Annotated in this window: 7 protein-coding genes; 3 read left to right on the top strand and 4 right to left on the bottom strand. The window is 42.4% G+C overall.

All coding sequences use genetic code 11. From position 1 onward, the window contains the following. The first annotated feature begins 260 nt into the window (after window positions 1-260). Together ACFFAP_RS00440 and recF are read left to right on the top strand one after the other, a co-directional pair. On the top strand, window positions 261-3,119 hold the full coding sequence (locus tag ACFFAP_RS00440) for a cation-translocating P-type ATPase (RefSeq protein WP_375509370.1): 2,859 nt from the start codon (window positions 261-263) through the stop codon (window positions 3,117-3,119). 1,109 nt (window positions 3,120-4,228) lie between these two features. Further along, window positions 4,229-5,350, top strand: a complete 1,122-nt coding sequence (gene recF, locus ACFFAP_RS00435) for a DNA replication/repair protein RecF (protein ID WP_375509369.1) — start codon at window positions 4,229-4,231, stop codon at window positions 5,348-5,350. A gap of 10 nt (window positions 5,351-5,360) precedes the next feature. Here recF and ACFFAP_RS00430 read toward each other — a convergent pair whose 3' ends face one another. Then, a complete protein-coding gene (locus ACFFAP_RS00430; RefSeq protein WP_375509368.1) occupies window positions 5,361-5,819 on the bottom strand; it encodes an MgtC/SapB family protein in 459 nt (152 codons plus the stop codon). 756 nt (window positions 5,820-6,575) lie between these two features. On the opposite strand from ACFFAP_RS00430, the gene ACFFAP_RS00425 reads away from it, so the two are divergent. Next, entirely contained in the window at window positions 6,576-8,921 is a 2,346-nt protein-coding gene (locus ACFFAP_RS00425) for a putative PEP-binding protein (RefSeq protein WP_375509367.1), read from the top strand. Window positions 8,922-9,106: 185 nt separating this feature from the next. On the opposite strand, the gene ACFFAP_RS00420 is transcribed toward ACFFAP_RS00425, so the two are convergent. The 3 genes from ACFFAP_RS00420 to ACFFAP_RS00410 form a co-directional block, all read right to left on the bottom strand. After that, entirely contained in the window at window positions 9,107-10,279 is a 1,173-nt protein-coding gene (locus ACFFAP_RS00420) for a hypothetical protein (protein ID WP_375509366.1), read from the bottom strand. A gap of 228 nt (window positions 10,280-10,507) precedes the next feature. Next, window positions 10,508-11,167, bottom strand: coding sequence for a DUF1361 domain-containing protein (locus ACFFAP_RS00415; protein ID WP_375509365.1), 660 nt, complete (start codon window positions 11,165-11,167; stop codon window positions 10,508-10,510). A gap of 860 nt (window positions 11,168-12,027) precedes the next feature. Then, window positions 12,028-12,504: a hypothetical protein gene (locus ACFFAP_RS00410; protein ID WP_375509364.1), complete on the bottom strand. Its 477-nt coding sequence runs from the start codon at window positions 12,502-12,504 to the stop codon at window positions 12,028-12,030. Window positions 12,505-12,841: the final 337 nt, after the last annotated feature.

Below are 12,841 nucleotides of genomic sequence, written 5' to 3'. Positions count from 1 at the left end.
TGGCAGCCTAAATTAATTGTCGCAGATGCTCTGTAACTAAGCTTCAAAGCTCTATTACTTATAATTATCGGTACAATGTGTTCCGAAAAACTCTTTCGTGAGAGATAACACTATCTCAAAAAAAATAAATTTACAAATGTTAAGAATTACAGATCCACTCATGCAACTCGGCGATCGCCTTAATGTAACTTTAGAAGATGCAATTCCTGCCAACACTAAATTATGATCAAATTTTGTAACCATTTCCTGTGACCTACACGATGTCTGCTAATTCTCTGCCTGAAGGTGCCGCCGTTTGGCATAGTTTAGAAGTTGATAAAGCGCTAGACCTGCTCGATAGTAATGCCGACAGTGGCTTAACACCCCAAGAAATTGAACAGAGATTGCAAAAGTACGGCCCCAACGAACTTGAAGAAACTGCTGGCCGTAGTACTTGGGAAATCCTGCTGGATCAGTTCAAGAACATTATGTTGTTGATGCTGATTGGCGTAGCTCTGATTTCTGGCTTTTTAGACCTGATGGCTTTGCGGGAGGGTCGTTTGAAGCCTGGTGAAGTGCCATTCAAAGATACCATCGCTATTTTAGCAATTGTCATCCTGAATGGCATACTCGGCTACGTCCAAGAAAGCCGTGCCGAAAAAGCCTTGGCAGCCCTGAAAAAAATGACCTCTCCCTTAGTGCGCGTCATCCGCGACGCTAGACTGGTGGAGATAGCAGCCAAGGAACTAGTCCCAGGGGATGTAATGCAGCTGGAAGCTGGGATGCAGATAGCCGCAGATGGACGTTTGATAGAACAATCTAATTTACAAGTGCGTGAGTCGGCATTGACTGGCGAAGCCGAAGCGGTGAATAAACAGGCATCATTAAAATTGCCCGAGGAAACATCATTAGGCGATCGCCTAAATGTCGTGTTTCAAGGAACTGAAGTAGTCCAAGGACGAGCCAAGATTCTGGTGACTAACACCGGAATGACTACAGAACTAGGCAAAATTGCCACCATGTTGCAGGCGGTGGAAAGTGAGCCGACACCGTTACAGCAACGGATGACTCAACTGGGTAACGTCTTGGTTACGGGTTCTTTGATTCTTGTGGCGATCGTCGTCGCTGGCGGTGTAATCAAGGACGGAGGTTTTAAAAACATCCAAGAACTCTTGGAAGTTTCTTTGAGTATGGCGGTTGCTGTAGTGCCAGAAGGTTTACCAGCTGTAATTACCGTTACCTTGGCGCTGGGAACGCAGCGAATGGTGCGCCAGAATGCCTTGATTCGCAAACTCCCCGCAGTGGAAACATTGGGTTCTGTAACTACCATCTGTTCTGATAAAACTGGTACGCTGACGCAAAATAAAATGGTGGTACAATCGGTTTCCACTAATAACAAAACTTTTCGCGTCATTGGCGAAGGTTACACTCCCACAGGAGACTTCCAGTTAGATGGTCAAAAAATTTCCTTAGAGGAGTCTCCAGAAATCTCAGCGTTATCAGTCGCCTGTGCTATTTGTAATGATTCGGTATTGCAAAAAGAACAAGGGGAATGGGCAATTTTGGGAGATCCCACAGAAGGGGCATTGTTAACACTGGCGGGAAAAGCTGGAATCGAAAAAGACCAGTGGAACAGTAAATTACCTCGTGTTGCAGAGTTTCCCTTTTCCTCGGAACGGAAGCGGATGAGCGTGATTTCTCAAGTGGAGGGAGTCGCTACCGGTGACGCATTTTCGAGAGGCGTTGACCCAGCGATCGCTAATTTCCTCCAATCTGAACCTTACTTAATGTTTACCAAAGGTTCTCCAGAGTTAACCTTGGCACGTTCTACTCAGATTCATTTGGGCAATCACTCAGCCCCCTTAACCGAAGAACAACGCCAGAAAATTTTGGCAGAAAATGACCAAATGGCGAGTAAAGGTTTGCGGGTGCTAGGTTTTGCCTACAAACCCCTCGCAGAAATTCCACCAGAAGGTTCAGACGAAACATCCGAGCAAGACTTGGTATGGTTGGGATTGGTGGGAATGCTAGATGCGCCACGCCCAGAGGTGAGGACAGCTGTGCAAGAGTGTCGAGATGCAGGCATTCGCCCAGTGATGATTACTGGCGACCACCAGCTAACAGCACGAGCGATCGCTACCGATTTAGGAATTGCCCGAGAAGGCGATCGCTTACTCACAGGTCAAGAATTGCAACGGATGAGTGACCAGGAATTAGAGGAAAACGTTGACTTGGTGAGCATCTATGCTAGGGTTTCCCCAGAACATAAACTGCGGATTGTCCAAGCACTGCAACGCCGGGGTAGATTTGTAGCGATGACAGGTGATGGTGTCAACGATGCCCCAGCCCTCAAACAAGCCGACATCGGTATTGCAATGGGCATTACTGGCACTGATGTAAGTAAAGAAGCCAGCGACATGGTTTTACTTGATGACAACTTCGCCACCATTGTCAGCGCCACCAAGGAAGGTAGAGTTGTTTACACCAATATTCGCCGCTTTATTAAATACATCCTCGGCAGTAACATTGGCGAAGTTCTGACAATTGCAGCAGCACCCTTAATTGGTTTGGGAGGCGTTCCCCTTACCCCCTTACAAATTTTGTGGATGAACTTGGTAACAGACGGTTTACCAGCTTTGGCATTAGCTGTGGAACCTCCAGAACCAGATGTGATGCAACGTCCGCCTTTTAGTCCCCGCGAAAGTATTTTCGCTAGGGGATTGGGTTCTTACATGATTCGCATTGGGATCATTTTTGCTATCATCTCCATTGCCTTAATGTGGTGGGCTTATCAACATACCCATGCCCCTGGCTATCAGGGAAATCCCGAAGCTTGGAAGACAATGGTATTTACTACCTTGTGTATCGCCCAAATGGGACATGCGATCGCCATTCGTTCCAACAACCGACTGACTATAGAGATGAATCCCTTCTCTAATATATTTGTACTAGCGGCTGTTGTTGTGACCACGATTTTGCAGTTGATGCTAGTTTACGTCCCACCCTTGCGAGATTTCTTTGGTACTCACTACCTGAATATGCAAGAGTTGGGGGTTTGTATCGGCTTCAGTGCCTTAATGTTTGTGTGGATTGAATTGGAGAAGATATTTCTGCGGATTATGGGCAAGAAAGCTGTGTGAGAGCATGGATGATGGAGATTGAGGCGTTGCAACACCCAGCAACGCCGAACTTCGGAGCATACTTGCGGCTACACAAGCTTTCCGGCAAGCTTTAAATAGAGGTTCAACCATTTCTATTATTGGGACTTAGACAAAAAGTAGCCAGAAAAAGCACTCAAATGTATATATAGAGAGACTTTGACATCGTTCTGCCTAGTTTATTGATATATCTGGGTTTCAAGCATTTTTGAGCCTTTGGTGTATTTTCCTTGTCCTGTATGGGTTTGAGGCTTGTTTCTGCCTAAAAAAGTTTAAGTCCCATTATTTAGAAGTGTTTTTGCTTAAATGCTAATAAAAGCTTAGTGACTGCTAATCACTAAGCCTGATTCCTTCTTCATGTAAAAGTAGTCTTTAAGATGCGGTCATTAACAGACTTTGGGGGTTTAAGTCCCCTATCTCTATAAGCAGCACGTTTTGTGTCGGGGTCTAAATCTCCGTCACAAAACGTAATTGCGAATTGGTTTAACTCCAACAATCGCATTTCAAGAATTATTTCTAATCAACTGCAACAATATAGACTCAAGACTTTGTAATGCAGCATTTGTAGTGCGCTGATGTTCTTCACGCATTACGCTGATGTTGTTCATGGCTATCACGTAACTCAAGTAACACATCGTCCAAAATCGCACTACGACCCAGAACACGGTCAACGTTACTGGTAAGCTCTCTCATTTGCTGGCTTAGTTCATCCAGTTGTGCTTGAGTATTAACTTGTCTAATAGTTAAATTGTTTAATTGTTCTTGTGTACTAGGAAAGTCTTTCAGCCAACCCCAAGATTATTTGTTCAATACGGTCTATTCGGTTAGGGAAGTATTCAGATGTGTCAGTCATTTTCAAGAGTGTTGAACTTCTACAATTTTACTTCTATAACCGTGTCTAACCTTCGTAGTGATAGCTCTCACTTGCAAGGGTTTACTGCCAACACAAGGAATCACTTGCAAGGGTCTACTGCCAACACAAGGAAAAAAATATTTTATGGAAGTTTCATAATAACAACCGAGATAACCCTGATTGAAATTAGAGTATCTATTCCTTCCTTTCTTGTATTTCTCCTTTCCTTGTGTTTTTTATGTACCTCAAAACTCTAAATCTACGACAATTTCGCAATTATCAAGACCAGAACGTTGAGTTTAATGCTGCCAAAACAATTTTGGTAGGTAATAATGCTCAGGGAAAGTCGAATTTGTTGGAGGCGGTGGAGTTGCTGGCGACATTGCGATCGCACCGAATGACCCGCGATCGCGATTTAGTTCAAGAAGGGGAAGCCATAGCCCAAATTAATGCTACCCTTGAGCGACAAACAGGCGTTAGTGACCTTACCTTAAGCCTCCGCCGCAATGGTCGCCGTAGCGTTGCCCTCAATGGTGAATCTATCCGCCGCCAAATGGATTTTCTCGGCGTTCTCAATGCAGTCCAATTTTCTAGTTTGGATTTAGAACTAGTACGCGGCGGCCCGGAAGGCCGCCGCAACTGGTTAGATACACTCTTAATTCAACTCGAACCAGTTTATGCTCACATTTTGCAGCAGTATAACCATGTGTTACGCCAGCGCAATGCCTTTTTAAAACGCCATGTAGAGACGTTAGATGCAACCTCTCTACACTCAGAACTGGCGGTGTGGGATGCACAGTTAGCTACCACAGGAACTAGGGTAATTAGACGACGCGATCGCGCCATACAACGATTAGCTCCCATTGCTACGGCTTGGCACGCTAGTATTAGTGGCAGTACAGAAGCTCTACAAATCAAGTACGTGCCGAATATTCCTTTAGAGGACAACCATCCAGAAGAAGTGCAGCAAGCTTTTTTAGCAAAAATCCAGCAGCGAGCGATCGCCGAAATGCACCAAGGTACTACTCTTGTCGGCCCCCATCGAGATGAAATAGAATTAACTATTAACCAGACACCCGCTCGTCAATACGGTTCTCAAGGTCAACAACGAACGCTGGTTCTAGCCTTAAAATTAGCAGAATTACAACTAATTGAAGAAGTCGTTAAAGAGCCACCATTGCTATTGCTTGATGATGTTCTTGCCGAACTAGATTTATCCCGCCAAAATCAATTACTCGATGCCATTCAAGACCGCTTTCAGACCCTAATTACTACTACTCACTTGGGTTCTTTTGATTCTCAGTGGCTGAAGTCCTCCCAAATTCTTTTTGTGAAAGCAGGAGAGATAATCCCAAATTAGTCATTTGTGACTATTCATGTTTTTCTAACCTTTTAAAAATAGTGAGAACCAAAAAAGTAAGCAAAGCACCGATTAATGCTAACTGCCACAACCCACAGCCAGCAGCAATTCCTAAAGCAGCCGAAACCCAAATAGCTGCTGCTGATGTCAGTCCGTGAATTTCAAGTCGCTGTGATTCTTGAGAAGATTGGCGCACAATTTCTCCAGCACCGAGAAATCCTACACCGGCTGCAATCCCTTGAATCACACGGCTAAGTCCATCACGGCTCGCTTGTGACCCATCTGTTTGCATAATTATGAGAGTAAACACGGCTGAACCGAAACTCACTAGCATGTGAGTTCTTAAACCGGCTGGTTTACGTCTAATTTGGCGTTCTAAGCCGATAATTGCTCCAATAAGCAATGCAAGGCACAGCCGGAAGCTGATATTTAGCCAATCATTAGTTGCAAGGTAGTAAGTGTTTGGCAATGCTTAGTCTGGTGTAGTAAATTTTATATATCAGTACAGTACGGCATAAATCCAGCTACCATATAAATTAACAATACTTGGGGCAAAATCCGATTATTAAAGGTAGGCAAAGTTTCGCCACAGTGTATTAGGTTAATTATTAATATTTTTACAAAAGTAGTGCAAAAATATTTTAATCTTTTATTGATGGAGTCTAATTCGGCTAGTGCAATTTAATAGCCTATCTCATATTTGGATTCTATCAATTCGGGAATACTTTTTCAGATGCAAATTAATATCTTACGTTGTTAGGATTATTTTCCAATAAGATATTATTTTGCTCAATAATAAATGAAGATTGCATTGTTAAATTATGATCATTGTCATAATCTGGGCAAACAACATGAATTTCCAGTTTATTAAATAGGTTTTTGACTATTTAAAATGACTGAACTAAAAAATTTTACCTCAAATTGCTAGATTTAACCCATACACTCAATAATTAAATATAATACCGCCATCTAGAACTCGCTCAAACAACTAAACCCCCGATTTCAGGGAAGAGAGGCTAAATAAAGGAAAATATTTGATTTACAAAGGAGTCGAACTACAGCAATACATCGTGTAACTGGCAATTAACCACTAATAAGGTCGGCAAATTAAACGTAAATGATGGAAACTCCTTTTTTAGTAGGGAGTCAGTGGATTTACGGCTGATAACGTACTAAGAGGAAATGGCTATGGCTACAAATAAATAACTGACAACTAACAAATTGAGTGGACAAACTCTACTGGCTAGACCAAATTAAACTACAAGACCGCGCCAAAGTAGGTGACAAAGCGTTTTACTTGAGCAGAATCATGCAGCGTGGCTATCCGGTAGTGCCTGGTTTTGTAGTTTCGGCAGAGATTTTGCAAGAATTTCTCGAAAATCTCAATAGTTCAGAGTCATTAGTCGCTGACTTACCCCATTCTTCGTTACACCTAGATGTAGCTAATTGGCGTCAACTTCAGCAGGTAGCTGGTCGCTTGCGCCAAGAAATCCTCACTGCGACTGTGCCACAGGATTGGGTGAGTACAATTTTCCAAGCAGCTAGAGAATGGCAAACTGGCTGTTTGATTCTTCGACCTACCTTGGCAGTATCAAATACTACTCCAAGTATGAAGAATATATCTGGTTTGCTGGAGTCGGTGTTTTGCCAGTGCGAACCCGAAGCGATCGCTTTTGCCCTAAAGCGTACCTGGAGTCAGATATTTCGTGCTAGAAGTCTACTATATTGGCAGCACTCAGGAATTAACCTGCAACAAATCAGTTTAGCCGTTTTGGTGCAACCTGTTGAGAATGCGATCGCCAGTGGCTTGCTGAGAGCCAACTCCTCTGGCTGGCAAATTGAAGCTACTTGGGGATTAGGAATAGCGATAGCTCTTGGCGAAGTCCAGCCAGATGTTTACTACATTCAACAGGCAACCGGGATTGTGCTTGAGCAACAGTTGGGCAATAAAATGCTCGCTTATGGTGTGGATGATGCAGCATCTGGAGCTTTTTCGCAACCCATGCTCCAGTCTGCCCTAACACCAGATCACACTTGTCTAAATACCTACCTAATTCAGTCAGCACAACAAAAACAGTACGCTTTACAAGAAGAATACATCCAACAAATAATTGCTCTAGGAACTCAACTGGTGAGTGAACTGGGTAAAAGCTTTACCATTAAATGGACTATCGCTGGGCAAAATACATCTGGCAAGCTCTACGTAACACAAGTTAGTTCTCCCCAATCTGTAAACCACAGACACTTCATCAGGGGAATAGGGGCGGCAGGAGGACGTGTTGTGGGAACTGCCCTAGTAATTACTAATCCGCAACATAAACCTGAACAATTACCCAAGGGAGTGATTTTAGTAATAACAGCGATCGCACCTGATTGGTTACCATTACTTCACCAAGTTGGTGGTATTATTACTGAACAAGGCGGATTAACCAGCCACGCTGCAATTCTTGCTAGAGAATTAAATATCGCAGCAGTAGTTAACGCAACATCTGCTACCAGCTTAATCCAAACTGGCGAACGACTGCTACTAGATGGCGACAGAGGAGAAGTTCATCGGATCAAAGGAGAAGGAGAAAGTGGCACAGACAAAGAGATGGAGAGGAAGAAAGTGGCAGAAAATCCTCTCCATCCCCCGATCTCCCCATCCCGTCCTGTTACTTCTCATCTACCTATGATTGCTACTCAACTACTGGTTAACTTGAGTCAGTCCAGTTTGATAGAACAAGTGCAAAGCTTTCCTGTGGATGGAGTAGGATTGTTGCGCTCAGAATTGATGGTACTAAATATATTGTCTGGGCAACATCCTAATAGTTGGATTTTAGGCGGGCGAGAAGCAGAATTGTTAGAGCTATGGTCTGAGCAGATTATGCAGTTTGCCCGTGCTTTTGCACCAAGACCAGTTTTTTATCGTTCTTTAGATTGGCCGCAGGATTTACCATCATTGAGTGATAATTTACAATCTTCAACACAATCGATGTTGGGTGAACGTGGTACTTTCAGCTATTTACAAAATCCCGCAGTCTTTGAGTTGGAACTGCAAGCTTTAGCAAGTGTCCAGCAAGCTGGTTACAGCAATGTAAATCTACTGTTGCCTTTTGTACGGACTGTGGAAGAATTTGTCTTTTGCCGTCGCAAAGTTGAGCAAGCTCTTTTAACAGAGGTGTCAGAGTTTCAATTGTGGATAATGGCAGAAGTGCCAAGCGTCCTGTTTTTACTGCCAGAATATGTCAAAGCAGGTGCAGCCGGAATTTCTATTGGTACAAACGACCTAACCCAATTATTGCTCGGAGTGGATCGAGAGCAAGGACAGCTAGGAAAAGTATTTAATGAACGTCATCCGGCAGTTATGAGTGCGATCGCTCAACTGATCCAAATGGCTAAAAGTGCCGGTATCCCTTGTTCAATCTGCGGTCAAGCACCAGCCCTCTATCCAGAAATTATTGATAAGTTAGTGGAATGGGGCATAACTTCCATTTCTGTGGAACCGGAAGCAGTCGAGCGAACATATCAGGCGATCGCTCGTGCTGAACAACGCTTAATTTTAGCAGCAGCACGACGAAAACTCCATTAGTTAGGAGTCATTCAATTTTGGATTTTGGATTTGAAATTTTAGATTTTTTGTTCAATTCAAAATCTAAAATTAGCATAGTTACATAAAAAGGAATCTTCCTATTTTTGTATGATAAACGAGCGAATAGTAATCATCGTTGGTGTTGTATATAGCACATTCAAATTTATACAACACCATCAAAATGTTCAATATCGGTAAATTGCTGCAACGGCTGTGCTATATGGAATCTGTTCAAAGGGAATAGCGTAAACCGTACCACCGTTTAATAAGGTATGAGCAGCAACAAAATCCAACAAATCCTCATCACCAGTTTCTTTTTCTGGGTGCAAATAAACTGTTTCTGAAGTGGGGTCGAATAAACCCCACTGTTGCTGACCAACTGCAACTAGTAATGAATCCACTCGTTGGTAATAAGCTGCACAGACAACTTCTTCGAGGTTGTTAGATGCCTTACCAGTATCACCACCAAATAATTCGTGAAATTGCTCTAAAACATTTTGCTGTGACTTTTGGAAATCAGCCTCGACAATCGGCCAAGCTTGGTCATGTAACTCTTGGGCGCTGAGAATTTCTGGATTACCAGTGATAGCTTCATCCATTAAATGCTGGTAACTATTTGCCTGTCTATATAAAGGCAAGAGATATTCTACCCCAGCCAGCACCAAAGGCGCTTTTTGCAATTTCAATTTCTCGTGTAATGCGCGATCGACAATTTGAAAGAATTGTATAATGTCTTCTTGGTGTTTATCCCTGTCAGGGCTTCCCTGTCCGTGAAACGTACCTGGCTGTGAAGAAGTATTGGCGGTTCCCCCAATTGAAGTTCCGATGCGAAGCTGACCTTCTTGAGCAGTATCGTCTTTTTGCAAAGCTTCATCTAGACTTTTAGGGAGATTTTCTACTTCTACCTGTTTGACGCTGTAGCGTGTTGCTTCAAAGAACCTGACATCTTGTTGGCTCAAAGCCAGTATATAGAAGCGACCATTGCCATTTAAAATTGGCAGCAGTGGTTTGATGTGAAATCGGTCTGTAACCACGACCAACTCTTGAAAATCAATTGGCAGGGTATAATAGCGAAAAATATTTTCAGAAATAAAAATCGCCAGCCCTTGCTCTGCTATTTGCTCCCAAAACTCTTGGGTATCAATTTCCTGGGATTTTTCCAACAATGCGATCGCATCTTCCTGTTTCAAACCCGCATCAATTAAACGAGTCTCTGCTTCCCTGACCAAATTTTTAAAGCGAATTGGGTTTTGTCGCACTTCTGGCCCGGCTGGGTGCGTTGGCATATAAATTGAAACACAATTTCCTTTTGGCTGTTCTATTAATGTCTTTATTTCCTCTCTAGAGATTAATTGCATATTATATTCCTCCTATCAACGTGACCAGATACATCAGATCAGACCATCGATATCCAATGATCTGATAGGACGTTATTCTCAGATGGGGGCGGTTGAAATCCAACCGTTTGCTTCTTAATTTATTCACCTCAAGGAGGGTTTAATTGCATCTTTCTTTTGATAGGCAATATTCATCAAGGGTATTACTAATTAAAACCCCAAATTTTAAAGCCTAAATTGCCACGTTCATTAAATGTTTGGCGTGTTAGAGTTTGCGCGTCCTGAGTTTATCCCGATTCTCCTATTTGGTTGCCTAACAAAACCTAAAGTTACTCGTTTCATAATCCAGTACAAACCGGCAAGTACCACAAAGGTGATAGCAATAATCACCTGGGGCTGTTTTCCCAGAATTTCTTCTACCCCTTTGGTTAGTACGGCATCGGGTTGAGTAATAAAATCCCAACTGTTGAGACGCAAAAATCGCCCCCAATAAACACCAACAGCACAGAAAAAATGTGTAATCAACTCAACGCGCCAAATCCATTGGCTTTTGCCGATGCGATGTAAGTAGTAACCCCAATTAATTAACGATATTACATAAGCTTCAAATCCACCGATAATTACTAATAAATACAAAGGAATGAGTACCAAAGTAATCATCCAAACTGATTGAATCGTGCGGATATCATCTATCAGGTGAATTACATCAGTCAACAAATATGGTGCATTCGGTAAGAAAGCATAGAAAACTAAGAATCCTAGCCACCAAAGCCAAGAGCCACCACGCCTAAAGCGAAATAGCCACACACTCAAAGCTAAAGGTATAAAAGCCAGAAATAAATTCCAAGTCATCCAACTCATATTAATTCGCAAGACCTGCACAACTCTGGCTATCAATTCTTCTTTCATAAGAGCTAACTCAGAAGACGTTTTATTGAGCTAAATTCACTCTGTAGTGTTAGTGTTAACCTAAGTGATTGACTGATAAAATTTTTGTACCCCCAAGGAAATTTGTTTACTCCAAGAGCAGACAAGGTTTTTCTGTCACTGATAAGGAAATGCACACTGATATATGTCTGAAATTTAGAGCTTTTATGTCTTTCATACCGGGGGATACAATTTATCAATCAACTGAAATCACTAGTATAGCCAGAAAATCATCAGGGTAAATCTACCACACAAAGAAAGTCTGAGCGGCAAAAACGCTGCTGAATACCTTCTTATGGACTTTTTTTATGGAAATGTTTCCCCTGTTCTAGCTATTATATTGATTTCATTTTGCCCTGCTAGAGTTCCAGAAGTAGCTTAAAGTTTTTGCTAAGAGTGTCAAATTTGTTTTTACTTATGTTTTAAATCAATTCCAGACGCAATCTTCATCCCCCGCTCACAATCCCCATCTTAGGAGTACCTTGAACGCGAACAGCGTCTCGTAGAGAAGATGGGGACTTTTGCGAAGCGTTAAAGCAAAGGTATTTTATGGATGAGCCAAAGTTTCATACAGTAGACCCTGAATCTCTCAAAAATATTTCTGTTGAGCAGATTTAAGCCAAACACAATCCTGTAGTCAAGAACGCTTATTACACCATTCCTGTGCCAACAGAAAATCAAACTATTATCCATCGTCATGGTACAGAATGCTACTACGTAAAAGTAATTGTGGGATAAAATCCCATTTTTAAGCCACAATTGGATGCATCCTATCGAGGTAGGATTGGCGGATGTTAATTGATGCTTGAAAATATCATCTGCCTAATCCCCCATCAGATAGATTATTCAGGCTGGCTACAGTATTTATTCATCTGATTGACTAACGTATCCGACTGCTGGCCAAGTGTTGTAGCTGTTGTCAGTGCTGAGTCAATTTCGGCTCTCGCCTTTTGGATTTTTTCTCTACCAGATGTTGAGGCATCTGCTGTTTTGGTTACACCAAGCGCCCTAGCTGCAATGGCGATCGCTTGACTAAGATTTTGAAAAATCTTGACAAAACCGCTTTGAAATTCTTTCAGCTTAGGATCTTTTAAATTCAGTTCCCTTATCGATTTAGTCACAAATTCTAAATCTTTAGATAGCTGTATGCTGGTGATCACTTGTGTTCCTTTACTTTGATCAATCAGAGAAGTTCCGGCATTCACAACTCGAATCAGTCGCTGGCATTGGGAAACTTTATTTTCGCTGCAACTAGTAATGAACAAAGCAATACTTAGGCTAACAGAAGCAAGAACAGTATATTTTTGTAAAACAGACATTAATACCCCAACAACAATAAAACCGAGAATCTAGTATCCAATATTACAAGTAAATAAGGTAACTAAGGTAGGGGGTATTGGGCACTTGTACTGACTTGTGCCGAGCCTTGGGAGAGCGTGGCCGAGATAGCGTTGCCGAGGTAGCGTTGCCGTAAAGCCTGCGGCATAGCTACGCTTAGGGCGCAGCCTAAGAAGAGAAGTATGGGGCATGGCACAGGAGTTAGAAAACTCGCTTCATCCACCTTGGAACTCCGTTAATGAGTCTTTGAACTACGTTCATCCACCTCTGATACTCGTTAACGAGTCTTTGAACTGGATGAATCCACCTTTGATACTC

It is taken from the genome of uncultured Nostoc sp. (genome assembly GCF_964245575.1).
GTDB lineage: Bacteria > Cyanobacteriota > Cyanobacteriia > Cyanobacteriales > Nostocaceae > Nostoc.
Note: the sequence above shows the minus strand (reverse complement) of the source record. Positions and strands in the feature narration are given on the sequence as shown.